Origin of the sequence: Microbacterium lacus (assembly GCF_039531105.1) — a bacterium.
Taxonomy (GTDB): domain Bacteria; phylum Actinomycetota; class Actinomycetes; order Actinomycetales; family Microbacteriaceae; genus Microbacterium; species Microbacterium lacus.
In genome coordinates, this window is the sequence record NZ_BAAAPK010000001.1 from 924,476 (window position 1) to 947,671 (window position 23,196).

The 23,196-nt window shown below is 69.7% G+C and carries 20 protein-coding genes; 14 read left to right on the forward strand and 6 right to left on the reverse strand.

What is annotated here, in order from left to right; genetic code table 11:
• Positions 1 to 29: 29 nt before the first annotated feature.
• Together ABD197_RS04375 and ABD197_RS04380 are read right to left on the reverse strand one after the other, a co-directional pair.
• Complete coding sequence (locus ABD197_RS04375; protein WP_344051973.1) at positions 30 to 1,007, reverse strand: branched-chain amino acid ABC transporter permease; 978 nt, start codon at positions 1,005 to 1,007, stop codon at positions 30 to 32.
• Between the two features lie 5 nt (positions 1,008 to 1,012).
• Positions 1,013 to 2,254 carry an ABC transporter permease subunit gene (locus tag ABD197_RS04380; protein ID WP_344055790.1) on the reverse strand — a complete coding sequence of 414 codons (1,242 nt, stop codon included), beginning with the start codon at positions 2,252 to 2,254 and terminating at the stop codon, positions 1,013 to 1,015.
• A gap of 336 nt (positions 2,255 to 2,590) precedes the next feature.
• On the opposite strand from ABD197_RS04380, the gene guaB reads away from it, so the two are divergent.
• The 4 genes from guaB to ABD197_RS04400 all read left to right on the forward strand — a co-directional run bounded on the left by guaB (position 2,591) and on the right by ABD197_RS04400 (position 6,944).
• On the forward strand, positions 2,591 to 4,093 hold the full coding sequence (gene guaB / locus ABD197_RS04385) for an IMP dehydrogenase (RefSeq protein ID WP_344051975.1): 1,503 nt from the start codon (positions 2,591 to 2,593) through the stop codon (positions 4,091 to 4,093).
• A 108-nt stretch (positions 4,094 to 4,201) separates the two neighbouring features.
• Positions 4,202 to 4,828: a TMEM175 family protein gene (locus ABD197_RS04390; RefSeq protein ID WP_344051977.1), complete on the forward strand. Its 627-nt coding sequence runs from the start codon at positions 4,202 to 4,204 to the stop codon at positions 4,826 to 4,828.
• A gap of 38 nt (positions 4,829 to 4,866) precedes the next feature.
• Complete coding sequence (locus tag ABD197_RS04395; protein ID WP_344051980.1) at positions 4,867 to 5,145, forward strand: DUF2277 domain-containing protein; 279 nt, start codon at positions 4,867 to 4,869, stop codon at positions 5,143 to 5,145.
• Positions 5,146 to 5,255: 110 nt separating this feature from the next.
• Positions 5,256 to 6,944: an ABC-F family ATP-binding cassette domain-containing protein gene (locus ABD197_RS04400; protein ID WP_344051982.1), complete on the forward strand. Its 1,689-nt coding sequence runs from the start codon at positions 5,256 to 5,258 to the stop codon at positions 6,942 to 6,944.
• Positions 6,945 to 7,003: 59 nt separating this feature from the next.
• On the opposite strand, the gene ABD197_RS04405 is transcribed toward ABD197_RS04400, so the two are convergent.
• The gene (locus ABD197_RS04405) at positions 7,004 to 8,464 is read right to left on the reverse strand and encodes a DHA2 family efflux MFS transporter permease subunit (protein ID WP_344051984.1); all 1,461 of its coding nucleotides are present in this window, start codon (positions 8,462 to 8,464) and stop codon (positions 7,004 to 7,006) included.
• Positions 8,465 to 8,546: 82 nt separating this feature from the next.
• On the opposite strand from ABD197_RS04405, the gene ABD197_RS04410 reads away from it, so the two are divergent.
• From ABD197_RS04410 to ABD197_RS04445, 8 genes are all read left to right on the forward strand, one after another.
• Positions 8,547 to 9,182, forward strand: coding sequence for a TetR/AcrR family transcriptional regulator (locus tag ABD197_RS04410; RefSeq protein ID WP_344051986.1), 636 nt, complete (start codon positions 8,547 to 8,549; stop codon positions 9,180 to 9,182).
• 46 nt (positions 9,183 to 9,228) lie between these two features.
• The gene (locus ABD197_RS04415) at positions 9,229 to 10,347 is read left to right on the forward strand and encodes a GuaB3 family IMP dehydrogenase-related protein (protein WP_344055791.1); all 1,119 of its coding nucleotides are present in this window, start codon (positions 9,229 to 9,231) and stop codon (positions 10,345 to 10,347) included.
• On the forward strand, positions 10,344 to 11,201 hold the full coding sequence (locus tag ABD197_RS04420; RefSeq protein ID WP_344051988.1) for an SURF1 family protein: 858 nt from the start codon (positions 10,344 to 10,346) through the stop codon (positions 11,199 to 11,201). The genes ABD197_RS04415 and ABD197_RS04420 overlap by 4 nt, the downstream gene beginning before the upstream one ends.
• A 21-nt stretch (positions 11,202 to 11,222) precedes the next feature.
• The gene (locus tag ABD197_RS04425) at positions 11,223 to 11,753 is read left to right on the forward strand and encodes a DUF3817 domain-containing protein (RefSeq protein WP_344051990.1); all 531 of its coding nucleotides are present in this window, start codon (positions 11,223 to 11,225) and stop codon (positions 11,751 to 11,753) included.
• Complete coding sequence (guaA, locus tag ABD197_RS04430; RefSeq protein ID WP_344051992.1) at positions 11,750 to 13,333, forward strand: glutamine-hydrolyzing GMP synthase; 1,584 nt, start codon at positions 11,750 to 11,752, stop codon at positions 13,331 to 13,333. The genes ABD197_RS04425 and guaA overlap by 4 nt, the downstream gene beginning before the upstream one ends.
• Before the next feature lie 193 nt (positions 13,334 to 13,526).
• Positions 13,527 to 14,921: a glycosyltransferase gene (locus tag ABD197_RS04435; protein ID WP_344051994.1), complete on the forward strand. Its 1,395-nt coding sequence runs from the start codon at positions 13,527 to 13,529 to the stop codon at positions 14,919 to 14,921.
• A gap of 80 nt (positions 14,922 to 15,001) precedes the next feature.
• Positions 15,002 to 16,534 (forward strand): phytoene desaturase family protein, encoded by a 1,533-nt coding sequence (gene crtI, locus ABD197_RS04440; protein ID WP_344051996.1) that lies wholly within the window; start codon positions 15,002 to 15,004, stop codon positions 16,532 to 16,534.
• Complete coding sequence (locus ABD197_RS04445; RefSeq protein WP_344051998.1) at positions 16,531 to 17,976, forward strand: carotenoid oxygenase family protein; 1,446 nt, start codon at positions 16,531 to 16,533, stop codon at positions 17,974 to 17,976. The genes crtI and ABD197_RS04445 overlap by 4 nt, the downstream gene beginning before the upstream one ends.
• Here ABD197_RS04445 and ligD read toward each other — a convergent pair.
• Both ligD and ABD197_RS04455 read right to left on the reverse strand, forming a co-directional pair.
• Complete coding sequence (gene ligD / locus ABD197_RS04450; protein WP_344055792.1) at positions 17,943 to 19,145, reverse strand: non-homologous end-joining DNA ligase; 1,203 nt, start codon at positions 19,143 to 19,145, stop codon at positions 17,943 to 17,945. The genes ABD197_RS04445 and ligD overlap by 34 nt on opposite strands.
• 125 nt (positions 19,146 to 19,270) lie before the next feature.
• On the reverse strand, positions 19,271 to 20,197 hold the full coding sequence (locus ABD197_RS04455; RefSeq protein WP_344052000.1) for a Bax inhibitor-1/YccA family protein: 927 nt from the start codon (positions 20,195 to 20,197) through the stop codon (positions 19,271 to 19,273).
• Positions 20,198 to 20,323: 126 nt separating this feature from the next.
• On the opposite strand from ABD197_RS04455, the gene ABD197_RS04460 reads away from it, so the two are divergent.
• On the forward strand, positions 20,324 to 21,334 hold the full coding sequence (locus ABD197_RS04460) for a glycerophosphodiester phosphodiesterase family protein (RefSeq protein ID WP_344052002.1): 1,011 nt from the start codon (positions 20,324 to 20,326) through the stop codon (positions 21,332 to 21,334).
• Between the two features lie 125 nt (positions 21,335 to 21,459).
• On the opposite strand, the gene ABD197_RS04465 is transcribed toward ABD197_RS04460, so the two are convergent.
• The gene (locus ABD197_RS04465) at positions 21,460 to 22,662 is read right to left on the reverse strand and encodes a trans-sulfuration enzyme family protein (protein WP_344052004.1); all 1,203 of its coding nucleotides are present in this window, start codon (positions 22,660 to 22,662) and stop codon (positions 21,460 to 21,462) included.
• Between the two features lie 90 nt (positions 22,663 to 22,752).
• Here ABD197_RS04465 and ABD197_RS04470 point away from each other — a divergent pair, with 90 nt between their 5' ends.
• Positions 22,753 to 23,196 carry an Lrp/AsnC family transcriptional regulator gene (locus ABD197_RS04470; protein ID WP_344052006.1) on the forward strand — a complete coding sequence of 148 codons (444 nt, stop codon included), beginning with the start codon at positions 22,753 to 22,755 and terminating at the stop codon, positions 23,194 to 23,196.

Sequence of the window (23,196 nt, forward strand, 5' to 3'; positions counted from 1 at the left end):
CGCGCTCCGGCTGTTCGCTCGCCGGCTGATTACTTGACAAAGGTCATCTCCCTCTTGTCGCCGAGGATTCCCTGCGGCCTGAAGATCACGAGGACCATGAGGGCGACCCCGACCAGGATGTAGCGCAACGTGCCGGCCTGGATCGACGACATCGGCAGGATGCCGGCGTCGGCGAGCTCGGGGAGCAGGTTGCCCAGAAGAGCGAGGACCACCCAGAAGATCACGGCACCCAGCGTCGGTCCGAGGACCGTCGCGGCACCGCCGAGCAGGAGGATCGTCCACAGGAAGAACGTCAGCGCCGTGGTGTAGCTGGACGGGACGACCGCCGACGGCAGCACGTAGACGATGCCGCCCATCGCGCCGATCACACCGCCGACCACGAGGGCCTGCATCTTGTAGGCGAAGACGTTCTTGCCGAGCGAGCGGACGGCGTCCTCGTCCTCACGTATGCCCTTGAGCACGCGGCCCCACGGGCTGCGCATGAGCGACCAGACCAGCAGGATCGCGATCGCGAGCATTCCGAGCCCGAACACCCGCGTCCACAGCACGGTCTCGTTGGACTGCCACGGCCCGAAGCCGTACTGCCCGGGCGGGAACGGGTTCGCCGCACGGAAGCTCGCGTGGTAGCCGCCCAGGCCGTCCGCGGAGTTCGTGAACTCGTCGAACACCTGCGTCGTGAACAGCAGGCGCACGATTTCGGCTGCGGCGATCGTGACGATGGCGAGGTAGTCCGCCCGCAGCCGCAGAGTCGGGATACCCAGGATCAGCGCGAACACGGCCGCGGCGAGCAGACCGATGATCATGCCGAGCCACCACGGGATGCCGAAGCTCAGGACCGAGATCGCGTAGCCGTAGCCGCCGAGGGCCATGAAGCCGGCCATACCGAAGTTCAGCAGTCCGGCGTAGCCGAAGTGCACGGCGAGGCCGGTGGCCGCGAGCGCGTACGCGATCGTGACCGGGCTCAGGATGTACCCGAGCGTGTTCGAGAGAATTGCTCCCCAATCCATGGCCGCTACCCCAATCTTTCTTTGCGACCGAGCAAGCCCTGAGGTCTGACGAGCAGGATGAGGATCAAGACGACCAGCGCGCCGGCGTACTTGAGATCGGACGGGATCCACAGCGTCGAGACCTCGACCACCATGCCCACGATGAGCGAGCCGAGGAGCGCGCCGAATGCGGTGCCCAGGCCGCCGAGGGTGATCGCCGCGAAGATCAGCAGCAGCATCTGCGTTCCCATGTCCCACCGCACACCCGGGCGGAAGTACGCCCACAGGATGCCGGACAGGGCCGCCAGCACACCGGCGAGGATCCACACGATCCGGATGACCCGGTCGACGTTGATGCCGGACGCCGAGGCCAGCTGCGGGTTGTCCGAGATCGCGCGGGTCGCCTTGCCGACGCGGGTGCCGATCAGGAAGTACGCGACAGCGAGGATCACCACGATGCTCACGCCCATGCTGATCAGGTCGATGTAGGACAGCGAGATCGGTCCGAACTGGATCGGGGTGGGGCTGGCTCCCGGCAGCTGGTACGTGGATCCGCCGATGAAGTACTGGAACGTGTAGCGCAGGGCGAGGGAGAGGCCGATGCTGACGATCATCAGCTGCACGACCCCGAGCCCTCTTCGGCGCAGAGGTCTCCACAGGCCCGCGTCGAGCGCCAGGCCGAGCACACCTCCCATGACCACCGCGACGATGATGCCGAGCCAGAACGGCAGCGCCCAGAAGGAGGTGAGCACGAGCGCCATGAGCGCGCCCCAGGTCACCATCTCGCCGTGCGCGAAGTTCGACAGGCCCGTCGTGCCGTAGATGAGCGACGCGCCCATCGCCGCGAGGGCGAGGAGCAGGCCGAAGTTCAGGCCGTTGATCACGCGCACCAGGAGCTGGTCCCACAGGGATTGCGTCACGCGCTCACCCTCACCGAGGAAGAGGTTCACGATCTTCGATCCCGTGAGGCCGAACTCCACCTCCTGCGACGCGGATTCGCCGTCCACGATCACGCCGTCCGGCAGCGTGGACTCGTCGACCGTGAGCGTGTACGTGTCCTTTTCGGGCACGTACAGGCGCCACTGGCCTTCGGCGTTCGTCACGGTCTCCGCATCGAAGCCGCCGCCCGAGACCTTCACGGTCACATCGGGCACCGGCTTGTCCTCGAACGTGATCACACCGCCGAAGTAGAAGTCCGTCGCCTCTTGGTCGCCGCCTGGCGTGTCGGGGGCCGCGGCGAACGCGCCGGGGGTGGACAGGAACACCATCGCCGCCGCGAGGAGAGTGCCGATCAGGACGACCAGCCAGGGCTGGGCCCGTCGAACGCGTAGAGCCGTGGGACTCACAAAACCTCCAGTCCGCTGCCGCGCCGAGGGTTCGGGTCGAAGCAGCGCTGATCAACGACGGTACGAGCGTAATGTGTCGGACTTGTTTCGCCTACCGCACACATCCGAGACGTGTCCGATCCGTGACCGGCCGGTGTCCGACGGGTGCGCGGCCGGAATGAATCGGCGCCCTCCGCGCTTAGAATCGAGTACGGTGCGCCTCGCGCCCCGGCCGTCGTCGTCCACCCCGATCAACGCGCGGTGCGCGCAGGAGAACCCATGCAGAACCACGACCCCTTCGGCTTCGTCGGGCTCACGTACGATGACGTCCTTCTGTTGCCGGGCCACACGGACGTCATCCCGAGCGAAGCGGACACCTCTTCGCGCGTGACGCGCCGGATCACGGTCGCCACCCCGCTCCTCTCGGCGGCCATGGACACCGTCACCGAGGCCCGCATGGCCATCGCGATCGCCCGCGAGGGAGGGATCGGCATCCTGCATCGCAACGCCTCGATCGCCGAGCAGGCGTCGATGGTCGATCGCGTGAAGCGCAGCGAGTCGGGGATGATCACCGATCCGATCACGACGACCCCCGACGCGTCGATCGAAGAGGTCGACGCCCTGTGCGCCCAGTACCGCATCTCCGGCCTGCCGGTCGTGGACGACGACGGGCGCCTGCTCGGCATCATCACGAACCGCGACATGCGCTTCGTCTCGGGCTTCGAGCGGCAGACCACGAAGGTCCGCGACGTCATGACGAGTGACGGGCTGATCACCGGCCGCGTCGGCATCGGCGCGAACGAGGTCATCGCCCTGTTCGCCCAGCACCGCGTCGAGAAGCTGCCGCTCATCGACGACGAGGGCAAGCTCGCCGGCCTCATCACGATCAAGGACTTCGACAAGAGCGAGAAGTACCCGCTCGCCACGAAGGACGAGCACGGGCGCCTCCGCGTGGGTGCGGCGATCGGCTTCTTCGGCGACGCGTGGGAGCGCGCCGAGGCCCTGCGCGACGTGGGCGTCGACGTCCTCGTGGTCGACACCGCGAACGGACAGTCGGCCGGTGTGATCGACATGGTCCGCCGCCTCAAGGCCGACGCGTCCTTCGACCACATCGACGTGATCGGCGGCAACGTCGCGACCCGCGAGGGTGCGCAGGCTCTCATCGACGCGGGCGTGGATGCCGTCAAGGTCGGTGTCGGGCCGGGCTCGATCTGCACGACCCGCATCGTCGCCGGTGTCGGCGTGCCGCAGGTCACCGCGATCTGGGAGGCCTTCCAGGCGGCGCGGGATGCCGGCATCCCGGTGATCGCCGACGGCGGGCTGCAGTACTCCGGCGACATCGCCAAGGCTCTCGTCGCGGGCGCCGATACCGTCATGCTCGGCTCGCTGCTCGCCGGAACCGACGAGTCGCCGGGCGAGATCGTGTTCCAGGGCGGCAAGCAGTTCAAGCTGTACCGCGGCATGGGTTCGCTCGGTGCGCTGCAGACGCGCGGCAAGAAGACCTCGTACTCGAAGGACCGCTACTTCCAGGCGGATGTCCCGAGCGACGACAAGCTCATCCCCGAGGGCATCGAGGGCCAGGTCGCGTACCGCGGCCCGGTCTCGGCGGTGGCGTACCAGCTCGTCGGGGGCCTTCGGCAGTCCATGTTCTACGTCGGCGCGCGCACGATCGAGGAGCTCAAGGCCAAGGGCAAGTTCGTCCGCATCACCGCGGCCGGGCTCAAGGAGTCCCACCCGCACGACGTGCAGATCGTGGTCGAGGCGCCGAACTACAAGCGGTAAGCGGCATCCGCTCGAGTCGGTAGACCGTCAGAGCTCGCAGGATCGAGCCAACCGCGCAGGGATTCGGCCGAATCGCCGGCGGTTGGGCGCTCTCGGTAACCTGGGGCGATGGCCGTCCCCCAGCAGCGCGTGTTCTCGACCACCCGGGTCGAGGCGTATGCGGACGGCGTGTTCGCAATCGCCGCGACGCTCCTGGTCCTGGATCTGACCACGACCGCTTTCGGACGCATCGATTCGGATGCCGAGATGTGGTCGGCGCTGGCGGACATGTCCGAGAGCTTCCTCGCGTTCGTCATCTCCTTCGGTCTGCTCAGCCTGCTCTGGATGATCCACCTTCAGCAGTTCCGCGACATCGCGCGGGTGGACGGCGGCCTGATGTGGCTGAACAGCATCCGGCTGCTGTTCATCGTGCTCATCCCGTTCACCACGACCCTGGTGGCAGAGTTCTCGGAGTTCTACGCCGGGCGGATGCTGCTGCCGATCAACTTCTTCTTCGCGACGCTGTTCGGCTTCCTCGCCTACCGATGGGCGATGGCCCGCGGTGGCCACCTGCTCTCCGACGAAGCGCGGCCCGACGCGGCGACCCAGTCCATCGCGGGTGCCGTCGCGGTGGGGTGCGCCGCCGGCGCCGTGGTCCTCGCGCCGTTCGTCGGGTCATGGGGCTTCCTCGTCTTCGTCATCAATCAGCCGCTGGCTGCGGCGCTGCAGAAGCGGGCGGCGCGTTCGGGAGATTGACCTTCCGCCGCCACAGCGCCCGGCGTACCGTGGCACTCATGTGCCGCAACATCCACACGCTTCACAACTTCGAGCCGGCCGCGACGAACGACGAGATCCACGCGGCGGCCCTCCAGTACGTCCGCAAGATCGCGGGGACGACCAAGCCCTCCAAGGCCAACCAGGAGGCCTTCGACCGCGCCGTGCAGGAGATCGCCCACATCACAGGACACCTCCTTCAGGACCTGGTCGCCGTCACGCCGCCGAAGAACCGCGAGGAGGAGGCGGCGAAGGCGCGCGCCCGCGCGATCGCGTCCGGGCGGTACTCGGCCGCCTGAGCGTGCTGGGGTAGTCTGGTCGGCTCGCCACCCGCGGGCCGGCGCACGACGCCGACGGATGCCGCGCGCGAGCGCCCGGCGACGATCAGAAGCGGTGCGCAGGTCAGGCCATGGGCTACATCGACATCAACACGGTCTCGTACGGCCTTCCGGACGGACGACCTCTGCTGGACGAGGTCTCGTTCCGCGTCGGCGAGGGGTCGACCACCGCACTCATCGGAGCGAACGGGGCGGGAAAGACCACCTTGCTGCGCATCATCCGCGGCGATGAGCCCGCGCACGGGGGAGCGGTCTCGATCGGCGGCGCCCTGGGGGTCATGGACCAGTTCGTCGGGCACGGCGCCCAGGGGGCGACCGTCCACGACCTGCTGATCGAGGTGGCGCCCCGCCGCATCCGGATGGCGGCGATCGAGCTCGAAGCCGCCGAGGCCGCGATCATCGAGGACGACGACCTCGACGCGCAGCTGCGGTACGCGACGGCGCTCGCCGATTACGCGGATGCCGGCGGCTACGAGCACGAGACCGTCTGGGATCAGTGCACGGTGGCCGCACTCGGCGTCCCCTTCGAACGCGCGCGGTTCCGCGAGCTCACTTCGCTGTCGGGTGGGGAGCAGAAGCGACTCGTGCTCGAGGCGCTGCTGCGGGGACCCGACGACGTGCTGCTGCTCGACGAGCCCGACAACTACCTGGATGTCCCGGGCAAGCGATGGCTGGAAGAGCAACTGCGCAGCACGACCAAGACGGTGCTGCTCGTCTCGCACGATCGCGAGCTGCTCGCGCGCGGCGCGGACCGCATCGTGACTCTCGAGACCGGCGCGGCCGGGAGCACCGCCTGGGTGCACGGCGGCAGCTTCGCGACCTACCATCGGGCACGCATCGACCGGATGAATCGGCTCGACGAGCTGCGGCGCCGCTGGGACGAGCAGCACACCAAGCTCACGGCGCTCGTGGCGGCCTTGAAGGTCAAGGCGACCTCGAGCGACGAGTTCGCCTCGCGCTACCGGGCCGCCCAGACCCGGCTCGCGAAGTTCGAGCAGGCCGGCCCGCCCGAGGAACGGCCGCCCGAGCAGGATATCCAGCTGCGACTGCGCGGAGCGCGCACCGGCAAGCGCGCGGTGATCGCGGAGCGACTCGAGCTCACCGGTCTCATGAAGCCCTTCGACCTCGAAGTCTGGTTCGGTGACCGCGTCGCCGTGCTCGGATCCAACGGCTCGGGCAAGTCGCACTTCCTCCGTCTCCTGGCCCGCGGCGGCACCGGCCCCGACACCCGCCTCGGACACGTCACCTCCGCCGGCGCGAACCTGGAGAAGGTCGCGCACACGGGCCGTGCCACCCTGGGCGCGCGCGTCGTCCCCGGCTGGTTCGCCCAGACCCACCGGCATCCCGAGTTCCTCGGCCGCACGCTTCTCGAGCTGCTCCATCGTGGCGACGAGAACCGACCTGGACTGCCGAGGGATGCCGCGAGCTCGGCCCTGGATCGCTACGGCCTCGTCGGTCAGGCGCAGCAGAGCTTCGAGACGCTCTCGGGTGGGCAGCAGGCGCGGTTCCAGATCCTGCTGCTCGAGCTGTCGGGCACCACGCTGCTGCTGCTGGACGAGCCGACCGACAACCTCGACCTCGCCTCGGCTGAGGCACTCGAGCGGTCGCTGGCCCTCTTCGAGGGGACGGTGCTCGCCGTCACGCACGACCGCTGGTTCGCGCGATCGTTCGACCGGTTCCTCGTGTTCGGCGCCGACGGTGCGGTGTACGAGTCCGACGAGCCGGTCTGGGACGAGGAGCGCGTGACCCGCGCGCGGTGAAGGCGGTCAGTGCAGGCGGAAGTCGCCGCCTCTGCGCGGAACGGCCGGGCGTCGACGGGTCAGGCCCTGACGAGCTCGGGTGAAGCGGATGCCGGCCCCTCGGCATCCGTCTCGTCACCGGCGGCGTCGGTCGACGAGCGACCCGCCGGCAGCCACAGTGCGACGACCATCCCGACGAGCAGCACCACTGCTCCGACGAGGACTGCCGGCCGCGCCGCATCCACATAGAGGTCGGGGCGCAGCTCGCCGCCGGCGCCGACGAAGATCGCGGTCATCACCGCGGTGCCGAGGGCGAGGCCGATCTCTCGGATGGTCGAGTTGACTCCCGATGCCTTCGCGTGATCGATCATGCCGAGGGTCGCCAGCAGCGCGGTCGCCGAGGGTGCGAACACCAGGCCCATCCCGACGCCGGCCAGGATGAACGGCGCGACGAGCTGGGCGTAGGCCAGATCGGTCGACATCGTGACGGCGATCCAGAACAGGGCCACCGCTTGCAGCCCGAGCCCGGCGACCATGAGCACCCGGGTGCCCACGCGCGGAGCGATGAAGCCCGCGAGCGGTGCGACGAACATCGGGGCGAGCGTCCACGGTGTCGTCTGCACGGCCGCTTCGAGCGGCGTGGAGCCCTGCACGACCTGCATGTACTGGATCAGGATGAACACGGCCCCGAACGTCCCGAAGCTGAACGCGAAGCCCACGATGTTCGTCACCGAGAACGAGCGGTCCCCGAACAGGCGGAGCGGAATGAGGGGCGCCTTCGCTCGGGCCTGCCAGAGCACGAACACGATCAGCAGCACGACAGCGCCGACGATCTCGGCGATCACGCCCGCCGAGCCCCAGCCGTCGTCGTTGCCGCGCACGATGGCGTGCACCAGAGCGAGCACGGCCGTCCCGGCGAGAACCGCACCCGCGATGTCGATGCGCGCACGCCGGCCGAAGTCGTTGTTCAGGACGACGAAGGCGAGCGGCATCGCGATCAGGGCGACCGGCACGTTGATCCAGAAGATCGCCTGCCAGCTCCAGCCCTCCATCACCGCACCGCCGACGAGGGGTCCGACCGCGACGCCGAGACCCGAGATCCCGCCCCAGATGCCGATCGCGAGCGGTCGCCGCTCGGGAGCAACCCCGCCCGAGATGAGGGCGAGCGACAGGGGGAGCACGCCGGCGGCGCCGAAGCCCTGCAGCGCGCGTGCGCCGATCAGCTGCGCGGGGTCGGTGCTGAGAGCTGCGAGCGCCGAGCCGACCCCGAAGATCGCGATGCCGATCAGGAACACCGTCCGGCGGCCGAACCGGTCGCCCAGCGCCGCCGCGACGAGGATCATGCTCGCGAACGACAGCGTGTACGCGTTCACGAACCATTGGAGCTCCTCGACGGACGCACCGAGCCGATCGTGGAGGACGGGCAGGGCATTGGTCATGACGAGGTTGTCGAGGGTCGCCATGAACATCGGCAGGGATGCCGCGAGCACGACGAGTCCGAAGGCCCGGCGTCGGGTCGTGCGGGGAGTGAGGAGAGCCATGACGGACCCTTTCGATGATTGTTGTAATCGAATGATTACCAAGATGGGGCAACTGTAGTAATCGACTGATAACATGTCAAGCGTGGGTGCGAACAGGATCGACGACGCGGATGCCGGTACCGAGACCAAGGGCCGGATGAGCTCCGACGAGCGACGCGAGCAGATCGTCGAAGCCGCGATCGCCGTGTTCGGAGCCAAGGGATATGTGGGCACCACGACCGACGACGTCGCCCGTGCGGCATCCGTCTCCCAGCCGTATGTCGTGCGGCTGTTCGGCACGAAGGAGAACCTGTTCCTCGCGGCTCTCGGCAGCGCGCTCGATCGTCTTCTCGCCGCCTTCCGCAGCGCGCCGGCCGTCTCGGACCCGCACGCGCGCGGCGAGCTGATGGGGCAGACCTACCTGAACCTGCTCGAGGTGCGCGGTCTGCACCAGATCCTTTCCCAGGCGTTCCTGCTCGGCGCGCACCCGGTCATCGGGCCCGCCGCCCGCGGCGGCTTCGCCCAGGTGTGGCACTTCCTGCGCGATGAGGCGGGGTTCTCTCCGGAAGACGCGCAGAAGTTCCTCGCGACGGGCATGCTCATCAACACGATGGTGGGCCTGCGCATGACAGAGGAGTACGGCAGGGATGCCGGCATGACCGAGCTGTTCGACGAGTGCTTCCCCGTCAGCATCCAGATGGTGCTCGACGAGGCACCGCGCGTCGATGAGCCCTGGTGAGCGCCCGCATCGCCGCGAGCGCCCCGGGTAGGCTGAGGACGTGAGCATGGAGATCGAGATCGGTCGCGCGAAGCGCGCGCGTCGCGCCTACACGTTCGACGACATCGCCGTCGTGCCGTCCCGGCGCACGCGCAACCCGGAAGACGTGTCCACCGCGTGGACGATCGACGCGTTCCCGTTCGACATCCCGGTGCTCGGCGCGCCGATGGACTCCGTCGTGAGCCCGACCACGGCGATCGTGCTCGGCCAGCTCGGTGGGCTCGGCGTCCTCGACCTCGAAGGGCTGTGGACGCGCTACGAGAACCCCGAACCGCACCTCGAGGAGATCGCCTCGCTCGACGACGCGACGGCGACGCGCCGCATGCAGGAGCTGTACGCCGAGCCGATCAAGCCCGAGCTCGTGCGCGATCGACTGGCGGAGATCCGCGCGGCCGGGGTGACGGTCGCCGGGGCACTCACGCCGCAGCGCACGCAGGAGCTCTATGGGACGGTCGTCGCGGCCGGCGTCGACCTGTTCGTCATCCGCGGCACGACGGTCTCGGCCGAGCACGTCTCGTCGGTGGACCAGCCGCTGAACCTCAAGAAATTCATCTACGACCTCGACGTCCCGGTGATCGTCGGCGGCGCCTCGACGTATACGGCGGCCCTTCACCTCATGCGCACCGGCGCCGCGGGTGTGCTCGTCGGCTTCGGCGGCGGGGCCGCGTCCACGACGCGCGCGACGCTCGGCATCCACGCCCCGATGGCCACCGCCGTCTCGGACGTCGCCGGGGCGCGCCGCGACTACCTCGACGAGTCCGGCGGGCGCTACGTGCACGTGATCGCCGACGGCGGCGTAGGCACGTCGGGCGACATCGTGAAGGCGCTGGCGATGGGGGCGGATGCCGTCATGCTCGGCGTCGCCCTCTCACGCGCGACCGACGCGCCGGGTCGCGGGTTCCACTGGGGACCGGAGGCGCACCACCCCAAGCTCCCGCGCGGGCACCGCGTGCGCGTGGACCAGGTGACGACGCTCGAGTCGATCCTGTACGGCCCGGCGCCGGTCGCCGACGGCACCGCGAATCTCATCGGGGCGTTGAAGAAGTCGATGGCCACCACGGGATACTCCGATCTCAAGGAGTTCCAGCGGGTCGACGTCGTGGTCGCGCCGTACAGCACGGGATGAGTTCCCCCGACGCGGACGTCGTGCCGCCGGACGAGGTCTTCCCGCCGACGCTGCGCGAAGTCATGCTGCGCCCGCGGTGGATCGGCGTGCTCGCGCTCTGCCTCGTGATCGCGGGCGTCTTCGCGTGGCTCGGCCAGTGGCAGCTCGGTCGCGCGCTGCAGTCGAACCCGATTCCTCCCGGTGCGACCGAGGTCGTGCAGCCGCTCGCCGATGTCGCCGCGCCGGGGGAGTACGTGCCCGAGCCGCTCGTCGGCCAGCGCGTCACCGCGACCGGCACGTGGATCCCCGGCGACTTCATCGTCGTCTCTTCCCGCTTCAACGACGGCGCCGAGGGCTACTGGGTGACGGGCCAGTTCCGCATCGCCGAGGAGGTGCCCGCCCAGCCGGTGTCGGTCGCGGTCGCGATCGGGTGGGTGCCCACGCGGGAGGAGGCGCTCGCCGCGGCTGCGGAGCTCGAGGAGCAGGCCCGCGCGGCGGGGTCCGACGACGCGCCGCTCGCGATCACCGGGCGCCTGATCTCGGACGAGGGGCCGGTCCCGCCCTCGCGCGCCGGCGACCCTCTCGAGCTCACCCGCATGTCGCCCGCGGCGCTGCTGTCGCGCTGGCACGACGTGGCGGGACTCGACGTCTACCGCGCGTACATCGCCGCGGAGGTTCCGCTGGCCGGCCTGCAGGCGATCTCCTCACCCGCACCGGCGGACGCGCCGCTGAACTGGCTCAACATCTTCTACGCACTCGAGTGGGCGGTCTTCGCCGGCTTCGCGTTCTACCTCTGGTATCGCCTCGCCCGGGACGCGTGGGAGAAAGAGGTCGAGGACCTCGAGGACGCCCAGGCGGCGGCCGAGGACGCCTAGGCCCGCGGGTAGACTGGAGCCATGCCGCGCGCTCCCAAACTCGCCACGTTTCCGGCGATCCGCGGAGCGCTGAAGTTCTACGAGATCTGCTCCACGATCACCGGTATCGGCCTGCTGCTGCTGGTCACCGAGATGATCCTGAAGTACACCCCGCTGCACGTCGAGCTGTTCGTCGGCGGATCGGGTGGAGCGGTGTGGTTCGCACCGGTCATTGCGGGTGCGGACTGCCAGTGGTGGTCGCTGTTCCTGCCGATGACGAACGCGTGCGAAATGACCTCGGTGGGCGACGGCTTCAACGTCTCGCAGTTCATCCTGGTCGCGCACGGCTGGTTCTACGTCGTGTACCTGTTCTCGTGCTTCCGCATCTGGAGCCTCATGCGCTGGCCGTTCCCGCGGTTCATCGTCCTGGCGCTTGGCGGCATCGTGCCGTTCCTGTCGTTCTTCATGGAGGCGCGCGTCGCCCGCGAGGTGCGCCGCTACCTCGACGAGCGGGAAGCCGCCGAGACGGCATCCGATTCATCCACCGTCCCCGCTTCGGAAGGTTCCCGGTGACCGAGAAAACCGAGACGAGTCAGCGCCCGGCGCTCGTCGTCGACTTCGGCGCGCAGTACGCGCAGCTGATCGCCCGGCGCGTGCGCGAAGCGGGCGTGTACAGCGAGATCGTGCCGCACACCGCGACCGCCGCCGAGATCGCCGCGAAGAACCCCGTCGCGCTCATCCTCTCCGGCGGCCCGTCATCGGTGTACGAGCCGGGCGCGCCGACCCTCGACCCCGGCGTGTTCGAGCTCGGTGTGCCGACGCTCGGCATCTGCTACGGATTCCAGGTCATGGCGCAGGCGCTCGGCGGCGAGGTCGCGAACACCGGGCTGCGTGAATACGGCGCGACGGATGCCGCCCTCGCCGGTGACGGCGGCGTGCTGCTGGCCGGGCAGCCGGCGGAGCAGAACGTGTGGATGAGCCACGGGGATCAGGTCTCGCAGGCTCCCGAAGGTTTCGACGTGCTGGCCTCGACCTCGGCGACGCGGGTCGCCGCGTTCGCGAGCGACGAGCGGCGCATGTACGGCGTGCAGTGGCACCCCGAGGTCAAGCACAGCGATTTCGGGCAGCGCGTGATCGAGAACTTCCTGCACCGCGGGGCCGGCCTCGCCGCCGACTGGAACAGCGGGAACGTGATCGCCGAGCAGGTGGCGCGCATCCGCGAGCAGGTCGGCACGGGCCGCGTGATCTGCGGGCTGTCCGGCGGCGTGGACTCCGCGGTCGCGGCGGCGCTCGTGCACGAGGCCGTCGGCGACCAGCTCGTCTGCATCTTCGTGGACCACGGGCTGCTGCGCAAGAACGAGCGCGAGCAGGTCGAGCAGGACTACGTGGCCTCCACCGGCGTACGCCTGGTCACGATCGACGCGCGCGAGCAGTTCCTGACGGCACTCGCGGGGGTGAGCGACCCCGAGCAGAAGCGCAAGATCATCGGCCGCGAGTTCATCCGCTCGTTCGAGGCGGCCGAGAAGGAGCTCGTGGCCGAGGCCGCCGCGGACGGCGAGCCGATCCGCTTCCTCGTGCAGGGAACCCTGTACCCCGACGTCGTCGAATCCGGCGGGGGCACGGGCACGGCCAACATCAAGTCGCACCACAACGTCGGCGGACTCCCGGAAGACCTGCAGTTCGAACTCGTCGAGCCGCTGCGGACCCTCTTCAAGGATGAGGTCCGCGCGATCGGCCGCGAACTGGGTCTACCGGAAGTGATCGTCGGACGCCAGCCGTTTCCGGGGCCCGGCCTCGGCATCCGGATCGTCGGTGAGGTCACCGCTGACCGTCTCGAGATTCTGCGTGACGCCGACGCGATCGCCCGTGAAGAGCTGACCCGCGCGGGGCTCGATGCCGATATCTGGCAGTGCCCGGTCGTTCTGCTCGCGGATGTCCGCTCGGTCGGCGTGCAGGGCGACGGCCGCACGTACGGTCACCCGATCGTGCTGCGACCGGTGTCGTCCGAGGACGCGATGACCGCCGACTGGACCCGCCTGCCCTACGACGTCCTCGCGCGGATCTCGAACCGCATCACGAACGAGGTCCGCGAGGTCAATCGCGTCGTGCTCGATGTGACCTCCAAGCCGCCGGGGACGATCGAGTGGGAGTGACCCGGTAGCACCGCGCGCCGCTCCCCGGCTTTCCGGTTCCCGCCGAGGTGGTGGGTTTCCCGCCGAGATGGTGGGTTTCCCGCCGAGGTGGTGGGCACCATCTCGGCGAGAGAGGGACCGTCTTGGCGAGAGAGGGACCATCTCGGGGGGAGAGGGACCGTCTCGGCGGGAGGGAGAGGGGCAGGATGGGGGTGTGAGCGAATTCCCGGATGCCGAATACCTCGTGCTCTCGAGCCGTCTCATCCCCGATCGTGACGGCGGGTACACCCTGGCGACCCTCGCCCGGGCCCGCCAGATGGCCGCTGCCGGTGTCCATGAGGGCCGTGGTCCACTGCTGCTGACCCTGGACCCCGGCACGCCCGAGGAGCATGCCCGCCACCGTGCCGCGTTCGCGGGCCGCGACCTCGTGCTGCACCCCGACCGCATGCGCAACCTGTTCGACGAGGCCGCGGCGCCCCATGGCGGCGCGGCCGCCTGGATCCGCGCGGCCGCCGAGCCCGGCGCGCCCGATCCGGCGCTCGAGTACCGCAGGGTCTCGGACACGGAGGGTCGTCCGGTCCTCGGTCTCCCGGTCATCGCGGGCGACCCCGACTGGCACGTCGCCACGGCACCGGTCGCCGCGTACGACGAGCGCGGCCACGTCGCCGGGGTCCTCGAGGGATTCGGGGCGCTCTACCGGGCGTGGCTCGCCTACGTCGTCGCGCAGCTGCGCGCGGGGGATGCCGACCGCCCGGTCGTCGTCATCTGCGAGTCCCGCCAACTGGGCGAGCTCCTGGCGGGCTGGGATGATCCGGCGCTGCGTCTCGTGCACGCGATCCACACGATCCACCTCGAGCCCCCGTTCACTCCGGACGCGCCGACCAACCCGCTGTGGTCGCGCTGGTTCAGTCTCGCCGAGCGCTTCGACGCCGTGCTCTGGCCGACCACGACCCAGCGCGCAGACGTGCAGGACCGGTTCGGCGCCTCCCCGGTGCACGTCGTCGTGCCGCACGCCGTCCCCTCCGCGGCATCCGTCACCCCGCTGTCGGATCGGGCTCCCGGCCGCGTCGTGATGCTGAACCGGCTCGCGCCCGGCAAGCGGGTGGACCACGCGATCCGCGCGTTCGCGGCCGTCGTGGCAGAGGTGCCGGGCGCGACCCTCGACGTCTTCGGCGAGGGCGCCGAGCATGCGTCGCTGCAGGCGCTGATCGACGAGCTCGGACTCGACGCGCACGTCGCTCTGCGCGGGCTGACCGAGGACCCGGGCCGTGAGCTGGATGCGGCATCCGTGTTCCTGTCCACCTCCGCGTTCGAGGGGCAGGGGCTCTCGATCGCCGAGTCGCTCGCGCACGGGTGCCCGGTCGTCGCCTACGACGTGCGGTACGGGCCCCGCGACCTGCTGGCCTCGGGCGGCGGCGTGCTCGTTCCGGATGCCGACATCGACGCCCTCGCCGGCGCACTCGTCGAGGTGCTCGGTGACGTGGAGCGACGTGCGCGGCTCTCCGCGGAAGCGGTGGTCGCCGCCCGCGCCGTCGACCCCGCGCACGCGATGACCTCGCTCGCGCAGGCGGTGCACGACGTCCTGGGGCGCCCCTCCCGGAGGACGTGACCGGAACATCGGGGAAACCCCGGGGGAATCAGGGGGATCGAACCGCCCAGGCTGCCGCGCGGAGCGGATATCGTGACCTCATGCGGGCCATCGTCGTCGGGAGCGGGTTCGGCGGTCTCGCCGCGGCCATCCGCCTGGCGGCCGCCGGTCATGAGGTGACCGTGCTCGAGAAGCGCGAACGCATCGGCGGACGGGCGTACCTGTACGAACTGGACGGCTTCCGCTTCGACGGGGGGCCCACCGTGCTGACGGCGCCGTTCATGTTCGAGGAGCTGTTCGCGCTCGCCGGGGAGAAGCTCGAGGACCACGTCCGGCTCGTGCCGCTGGACCCGTTCTACCGAGCCTTCGATGCGGACGGCGCGCACTTCGACTTCCACGCGGACGCCGAGCGGATGCGGGAGGAGGTCGCGCGCCGCAGTCCGGCCGACGCGGCGGGCTACACGCGGCTGAGCGGCCGGATCAGCCGCATCTTCGACGCGTTCTACCCCTACACCGAGCGCCCGATGATGCAGCTGCACGTCATGCTGCGGATGCTGCCCTTCCTGCTGCGCCATCGTGCGGCGCTCGGCGTCCAGCGTCTGGTCGACGCCTGCATCCGCGATCCCTTCCTGCGCCGCGCGCTCGCCTTCCACCCGTTGCTGATCGGCGGTCACCCCGCGCACACGCCCGCGCTCTACGCGCTCATCGTCGAGTTCGAACGTCGCTGGGGCGTGCACTACGCGGTGGGCGGCACGGCGGCGATCGTCGACGCGCTCGGCGGGCTCCTCGAGCGCCTGGGCGGCCGCATCGAGTGCGGTGCGGAGGTGGAGCGGATCCTCACCGACGGCGGACGGGTGCGGGGTGTCCGGCTCGCCGACGGCAGTACGAGGGATGCCGACATCGTCGTCTCGAACGCGGATCCCGGTTTCACGTACGAGGCGCTGCTCGGTCCGTCCCGCGGCCTGGCCGCGCGACGGGCCAAGGCCGCGCGCCCCAGCATGTCGCTGCACGTCCTGTATTTCGGCGCCGATCGGACCTGGCCCGAGACGCCGCTGGCGCACCACAACCTCCTGCTCGGCGGGGACTCGCGACACGTCCTGGACCGCGTGTTCCGCCGCCCCCGCCGCACCGCCGGCAGGGAGCAGCTCGCCGCCGACGACCTGTTCCTCTATGTGCACCTGCCGACGCGCACCGACCGCTCGATCGCCCCCGAGGGCTGCGAGGCGATGTACGTGCTCGTCGCCGCGCCGCCGTTGCGGGATGCCGAGCACATCAGCCCCGAGACGGCGCGGGACGTGCGCGACATCGTCGTGCAGGTGCTGGACGAACGCTACCTGCCGGGACTGAAAGACCACCTCGTCGTCGAGCACGCGATCGGACCCGAGCACTTCCGCGACGTCCTGAACACCCCCCACGGCGCGGCGTTCTCCCTGCAGCCGACGCTCTTCCAGTCCGGCTGGTTCCGGCCGCACAACCGCTCGCCGCGGGTGCAGGGGCTCTATCTCGTGGGAGCCGGGACGCACCCGGGGGCGGGCATCCCCGCCGTGCTCGCGTCGGGCAAAATCGCCGCCGATCTCGTCGCCCGCGACGCGACCGCGCGGCGCCCGGCCGTCCGGACGGCGGCCGCGCGATGACGGCGACGTACGCCGCCGCCGGCTTCGGGGAGAGCCCCGAGGTCGCTCTCGACGACGTTCCGGTGACCGGTGCGCTGCCGACGTGGCTCACCGGGTCTCTGCTGCGCAACGGCCCCGGCACCTTCCAGGTCGGCGACCGCCGATACCGGCACTGGTTCGACGGGCTCGCGATGCTGCACCGGTTCACGATCTCGGACGGTCGCGTCTCCTACGCCAACAGGTTCCTCGAGACCGAGTCGTACCGGGCCGCACGCGAGGAGGGACGCATCGCGTTCCCCGAGTTCGCCACGGACCCCTGCCGCTCGCTGTTCGCCCGCGCGATGGCTGTCTTCGACCCGCAGGCCACCGACAGCGCGAAGGTCAACATCGCCCGGGTCGCCGAGCACTACCTCGCGCTCGCCGAGACGCCGATCCAGGTGGAGTTCGATCCCGAGACCCTCCGCACCGTCGGGGTGACCGGGTGGGACCGCTCGAACTTCGGTCGCATGACGACCGTGCATCCGCACCTCGACGAGGAGCGTCACGAGGCGATCAACCTGGTCACCCGCTACGGAGCCCTGAGCACGTACGTCTTCCGGCGCGTCGACACGACCGACCCGGGTCTGCTCGAGGGCACGACGTTCGCGAGCCGGGCCGTGGGGGAGCCGTCCTACATCCACTCGTTCGGGATGTCCGAGAAGCACGTGATCCTCGTGGAGTTCCCTCTCGTCGTGAACCCCGTGTCGCTGCTGCTCTGGCTGAAGCCCTACATCGAGAACTTCCGGTGGAAGCCGAACCGGGGGACCCGCATCCACGTGTTCGATCGGGCGACCGGGAAGCACGTGAAATCCGCGACCGCCGATCCGTTCTTCGCGTTCCACCACGTGAACGCGTACGACGACGGCGACGATGTGGTCGTCGACCTCGTCGCGTACGACGACGCATCGGTCATCCAGTCCTTCTACCTGCACCGGCTCGAGGATCCCGATGTGCAGATCCCGCCGGGGACGCTGCGGCGGCTGCGGGTGCCCCTGGGCGGCGCGACCGGTCGCCTGCACGCCGAGGTGATCTCGCCGACCGGGATCGAGCTGCCGAGCATCGACTATGCGCGACGCAACACCAGCCCGGAGCTGCGCTACGTGTACGGCGTCGGTGTGCGCGGTGAGCGCGGCTTCTACGACCGGCTCGTGAAGATCGACGTCGCCGAGCGCTCGACGGCGTCGTGGTCGGAGGAGGGGTGCTATCCGGGTGAGGGCGTGTTCGTCGGGCGTCCGGGACGCGAGGTCGAGGATGACGGCGTAGTGCTCTCGGTCGTGCTGGACGCCGCCCGCGGAACGTCGTTCCTCCTCGTGCTGGATGCCGCGACCTTCACCGAGATCGCACGGGCCGAGCTCCCGCATCCGGTCCTGCTCGGCTATCACGGCCAGTTCTACGGCGACCTGCGTCCCGCCCACGGGTCGTAGTCGGCGATCAGCTCCTCCTGTGCGGGGCGCTCACCCTCGGGCACGTGCTGCAGGTTGACGCGCACCCGATACCAGAGCGAACTCGACCCGCGCATGCCGTCGACGAGTTCATCGGCGGGGTGCAGCAGAGCGGCGGCGGCCGGATGCCGGTCCCGCCACTCCCGCAGGGCGTCGAGCGCCTCGGGCTTGGTCTTCGTGCGCGCGATCTCGATGAGCGGCATCGTGGACTGCCGCCGCCCGTCGCCGTCGCCCGCACGCGGCGGCTTCTCAGCCGGCCCCAGTTCGTCGGCGAGGGCCAGGAGCCCCTCGAGGGAGCCGATCGCGTCGTCGATCCCCTCGTGCGGGTCGCCGATCTCGGCGAAGCGCGCCGGGACCGTGAGCGCGGTGAACTCCTCGGGTCTGCGGCTGCCCACCTCGTCCCAGCGCAGGGGAGTGGAGACCCGGGCATCGGGCAGCGGGCGGATCGAATAGGCCGACGCCACGGTGCGGTCCTTCGCGTTCTGGTTGAAGTCCACGAACACGCTCTCGCCGCGCTCCTCCTTCCACCACCGCGCGGTCGCGAGTCCCGGCGCGCGGTTCTCGATCTCGCGGGCGAGGGTCTCGGCCGCGAGGCGCACCTGGCGGAAGTCCCACCGCGGCGCGATGCGGACGAGGATGTGCAGGCCGCGGGAACCGCTCGTCTTCGGCCAGCCGACGAGTCCCATATCTTCGAGCACGTCGCGGGCGATCATCGCGACGTCGACGATCTGCGCCCAGTCGACGCCGGGCATCGGGTCGAGGTCGACCCGGAGCTCGTCGGGGTGGTCGAGGTCCTCGGCGCGCACCGGGTGCGGGTTCAGGTCGAGGCAGCCGAGGTTGACGACCCACGCGAGACCGGCGGCGTCTCGGATCACGGTCTCCTCCGCCGATGTGCCGCGGGCGTAGTGGAGCGTCGCGGTGTCGATGAAGTCCGGGTGGCTCTCGGGAACGCGCTTCTGGAAGAACGCCTCCTGCTCGATGCCCTTCACGAAGCGCTTGAGCACCATCGGCCGGCCTCCCGCTCCGCGCAGCGCTCCCGATGCGACGGCGAGGAAGTAGCGGACGACGTCGAGCTTCGTGAGGCCCGGCGCGGGGAACACGATCTTGTCGGGGCTCGAGATCCGCACGGGCGTGCCGTCGATCTCGAGCATGGTCTCTTTGCGTGCCGCCACCTTCGCCACGCTAGCGGCGGCGGGCACCCCGGGACAGGGTCTTGACGCCGGAAAGCCGAAAGCCCGGCGCATCCGAGGATGTACCGGGCTTTCGAGGATCGGAACTAGTTGCTGCCGCGCAGGATCGCGAGGATGCGCAGGATCTCGACGTACAGCCACACGACGGTGACCATGATGCCGAAGGCGCCCAGCCAGGCGTACTGGCGGGGGGCGCCGTTGCGGACACCCTGCTGGATCTGGTCGAAGTCGAGGACGAGCGAGTAGGCCGCCATGATGACGACGAAGATGCCGATGATCAGGCCCAGCGGAATGCCCATGAACGTCTGGCTCAGCAGGCCGAACGCGCCGCCCGCGATCGGCACGTTGAAGAGCATGAGGCCGATGTTGATGAGCGAGAACACGAGGTATCCGATCATCGCGATCATGAAGACCTTCGTCGCGCGCTTGGAGGCGCGCACCTTGCCGCTCGCGAACAGAGCCAGGGTGACGCCGACGACGGTGAGGGTCGCGAGCGTCGCCTGAACCACGATGCCGGGCCAGATGAATTCGAAGAAGGCGGAGATTCCGCCGACGAACAGACCCTCGAACGCCGCGTACGCGAAGATGAACGCCGGGCGCACCTTCTTGCGCGACCCGAAGATCACGACCATCGACAGGACGAACCCACCGAGCATGCCGATGAGCCACGGAGCCATGTTGGGGCTGGGGTTCTGCGCGCTCACGCCCGCCATCGTCCAGATCCATCCGGCGACGGCGCCGACCACGAGGATCGCGAAGAGGCCGACCGTCTTCCAGACGGTGTCCTCGACGGACATGCGGTCGGTCTCGATCGCGCCGGCCGGGGGAGCGGCGTACATGCCCTCCAGCTGCGCCTGTGCCGCGGCATCCGTTCCCGCGGCCTGCGCGGTCGCGTACTGCGTCGGCGCGGCGGGCGGCGTCAAGCCCGGAGCCTGGCGGCCACCGGGGTAGGTCTGCACGGCCTTCTTGTCCTGGAAGGCCGGATTGTCGAATGCGGGGTTTCTGAGGGCCACAGCTCTCACACTCCAAAGTCGGGGTTTCACAGCACTGTGCTGTGACATAACGATATCGGACCGTCCGCATTACCTCACGGGACCCTGCTGTGAGAGCCCTTTGAGAGCCGCCGGTAGCCTGGTCACGTGCCCCGCGCCCACCCGCTCGTGATCGGCCATCGCGGTGCGCCCGGGTACCGGCCGGAGCATTCCCGTTCCTCCTACGACCTCGCCCTCGCGATGGGCGTGGATGCCGTGGAGCCCGATGTCGTCGTCAGCAGGGACGGCGTCCTGGTCGTCCGTCACGAGAACGAGATCTCGGGCACCACGGACGTCGCCGATCGGCCCGAGTTCGCCGATCGCCGGACGACGAAGACGATCGACGGTGCCGAGCTGACCGGCTGGTTCACGGAGGACTTCACGTGGGCCGAGCTCGCGACGCTGCGGTGCCGGGAGCGGCTGCCGAAGATCCGGCCCTCGAGTGCGAGCTTCGACGACGAACAGAGTGTGCTGCGGTTGCGCGATGTGCTGGATCTCGTCCGCGACGCTTCGCAGGAGCACGGGCGGGAGATCGGCGTCGTCCTCGAGATCAAGCACGCGACGTACTTCTCGGGCATCGGCTGGGATCTCGCCGAGCTCGTCGAGTCGGAGCTCACCGCGGCGGGATGGGCGAACGGCGAGCATCCGCTCGTGATCGAGTCGTTCGAATCGACCGTCCTCGCCCGGGTGCGCGAGCGCGGCATCCGCGGGTCGTACGTCTATCTGCTCGAGGCCGCCGGCCGTCCGTACGATCTCGTCGCCGCGCTCGGGTCCGCGGCCCCGACTTATCGCGCCACCGCGGCGCCGGCCGGACTCGACGCCCTGATCGGCGTCGTCGACGGCATCAGCGTCGACAAGCGGATGATCCTCGCGCCCGACAAGCTCGGTCGGGTGACCGGGCCCTCATCCGTCGTCGCCGACGCGCACGCCCGCGGGCTGCGCGCCTTCACCTGGACATGCCGCCCGGAGAATGCATTCCTCGTGGCCCAGAACCGCACGCGTGGAGGTGCGGCCGCGTTCGGCGACTACGAGCGGGAGTGGGGCGTGATCCGAGACGCCGGTGTCGACGGCGTCTTCGTGGATCACGCCGATCTCGGAGTGGAGTTCTTCCGCCGCTGAGTCGGGTGGCGGGGCCGCGCCTGCAGAACTCCACAGATCTGGGCGGCGGAGGGGCGGATCGGGCGCGATTCCGGTGCGCGGCGACCGATTCTGTGGAGTTCCGCGTGCCTGTCCGGTTCGGATCGTCAGGCGAACGTCGCGTCGAGAGCCGCTGACACGTCGGACAGGAGGTCGTCTGTGTCCTCTATGCCGACCGACAGGCGCAGATGCCCCAGACGCCGGAACGGCTCGGGGTAGGTCGCGACGCGCGGACCCTCGGCGCCCGTGTGCACGATGAGGGAGTCGTCGTGGCCGAGCGAGAATCCCGAAGTGATCAGGCGCAGATGAGCCACGAAGCGGTTCTGCGCCCCGGGGTCGCCGTCGACGGCGAACGCCATCATCCCGCCGTACCCGCGTCCGCCGAACTGGCGGGTGGCGAGGTCGTGTCCGGGGTGGGAGGGAAGGCCCGGGTAGTGCACGAACGCCACCCGGGAGTCGGCGTCCAGGAGGTCGGCGATCGCCTGTGCCGAGGCCTGGTGCTGGCGCAGGCGCAGTGGCAGCGTCACCGATCCGCGCTGGATCTGCCACGCGTTGAACGGGGAGATCACCCCGCCGACGTCGACCATCGCGTCCGCCTTGATCGGCTGGATGAGCTCGTGACGACCGAGCACCGCACCGCCCATCGCGTCGCCGTGGCCGTTGATGTACTTCGTCAGCGAGTGCACCACCAGATCGGCACCGTCTGCGATCGGACGGTACAGCGGTGGGGGCGTGAAGGTCGAGTCCACCATCAGGATCGCGCCGGCGTCATGGGCGATGCCCGCGAGAGCGGCGATGTCGGCGACCTTCGTGGTGGGGTTCGCGATCGCCTCGACGCAGACGAGGCGCGTCTCGGGACGCATCGCTGCGCGGACGGCGTCCAGATCGGTCACGTCGACGAAGGTCGCCTGGATGCCGTAGCGCCGCGGGAGGAGTTCGGTCCACAGGCGCCAGGTCGCCTCGTAGACCACGTCGCTGACCACGACGTGGTCGCCGACGCGCACGTGGGTGAAGAACACGGCGTGCAGGGCGGCGACGCCGCTCGCGAGAGCGACCGCGTCCTCGCTGCCCTCGAGAGCGGCGAGCTTGGTCTCGAGGGCGGCCTGGTTCACACCGGTGTTGCGGGTGTACAGGCCGGGGGCGGTGGCCGACCAGCTGATCTCGCTCGGATCGTCGGGCAGCTGGTAGGAGTTCGCCATCACCAGCGGCGTCCGCAGCGCCTGTGTGCTGTCCAGGGCGACTCCGCCGTGCACGGACAGGCTCAGATCGCCCAGGGTGCCCGGCTGCGATCGATCGGGGCGCTCGGCCATCGCTCTTCCTTTCCCGACGTTCATCACCTAAGCTGTGCGTGCAACATTAGCACGCACGAGTGTCATTCGTGCACGTACTGAGGAGCCCGCATGGTCGGACTGCACTTGGATGACATTGATCAGCGCATCCTTGCGGAGCTTTCCGTCGACGCCCGGCTGTCCCTTGTGACCCTTGCGAACCGGGTCCACCTCTCGCGCAACGCGGTGAAGCAGCGCATGGAGCGCATGGAGCGCGACGGCGTGATCGAGGGCTACACCCTGCGCCGCGGCTCCGGCCCCTCCCGGCGGGTCACGGCGATCATGCTCGTCTATCGCGCGGATCGCATGCGCGGCGCCGGGGTCGTCGCCGAGCTCGCCCGCATCCCCGAAGTGGTGCGCTGCGACATCCTCTCGGGTGAGTTCGACCTGCTCGTGACCGTGGTGGCGGAGTCGATGGACCGGGTCGGGGAGATCTGGGAGCACGTCTCCGCGCTGCCGGACGTGGAGAACACGGTGACCTCCGTCTCGCTCTCCCGGCCCATCGACCGTCCCTGA

Bases quoted from the DNA above. Each gene is read 5' to 3' on its own strand.
- ABD197_RS04375 (WP_344051973.1), bottom strand. From the start codon at position 1,007: ATGGATTGGGGAGCAATTCTCTCGAACACGCTCGGGTACATCCTGAGC.
- ABD197_RS04380 (WP_344055790.1), bottom strand. From the start codon at position 2,254: ATGGTGTTCCTGTCCACCCCCGGCGCGTTCGCCGCGGCCCCCGACACG.
- guaB (WP_344051975.1), top strand. From the start codon at position 2,591: ATGCAGAACCACGACCCCTTCGGCTTCGTCGGGCTCACGTACGATGAC.
- ABD197_RS04390 (WP_344051977.1), top strand. From the start codon at position 4,202: ATGGCCGTCCCCCAGCAGCGCGTGTTCTCGACCACCCGGGTCGAGGCG.
- ABD197_RS04395 (WP_344051980.1), top strand. From the start codon at position 4,867: ATGTGCCGCAACATCCACACGCTTCACAACTTCGAGCCGGCCGCGACG.
- ABD197_RS04400 (WP_344051982.1), top strand. From the start codon at position 5,256: ATGGGCTACATCGACATCAACACGGTCTCGTACGGCCTTCCGGACGGA.
- ABD197_RS04405 (WP_344051984.1), bottom strand. From the start codon at position 8,464: ATGGCTCTCCTCACTCCCCGCACGACCCGACGCCGGGCCTTCGGACTC.
- ABD197_RS04415 (WP_344055791.1), top strand. From the start codon at position 9,229: ATGGAGATCGAGATCGGTCGCGCGAAGCGCGCGCGTCGCGCCTACACG.
- ABD197_RS04420 (WP_344051988.1), top strand. From the start codon at position 10,344: ATGAGTTCCCCCGACGCGGACGTCGTGCCGCCGGACGAGGTCTTCCCG.
- ABD197_RS04425 (WP_344051990.1), top strand. From the start codon at position 11,223: ATGCCGCGCGCTCCCAAACTCGCCACGTTTCCGGCGATCCGCGGAGCG.
- crtI (WP_344051996.1), top strand. From the start codon at position 15,002: ATGCGGGCCATCGTCGTCGGGAGCGGGTTCGGCGGTCTCGCCGCGGCC.
- ABD197_RS04445 (WP_344051998.1), top strand. From the start codon at position 16,531: ATGACGGCGACGTACGCCGCCGCCGGCTTCGGGGAGAGCCCCGAGGTC.
- ligD (WP_344055792.1), bottom strand. From the start codon at position 19,145: ATGCTCGAGATCGACGGCACGCCCGTGCGGATCTCGAGCCCCGACAAG.
- ABD197_RS04465 (WP_344052004.1), bottom strand. From the start codon at position 22,662: ATGGCCGAGCGCCCCGATCGATCGCAGCCGGGCACCCTGGGCGATCTG.
- ABD197_RS04470 (WP_344052006.1), top strand. From the start codon at position 22,753: ATGGTCGGACTGCACTTGGATGACATTGATCAGCGCATCCTTGCGGAG.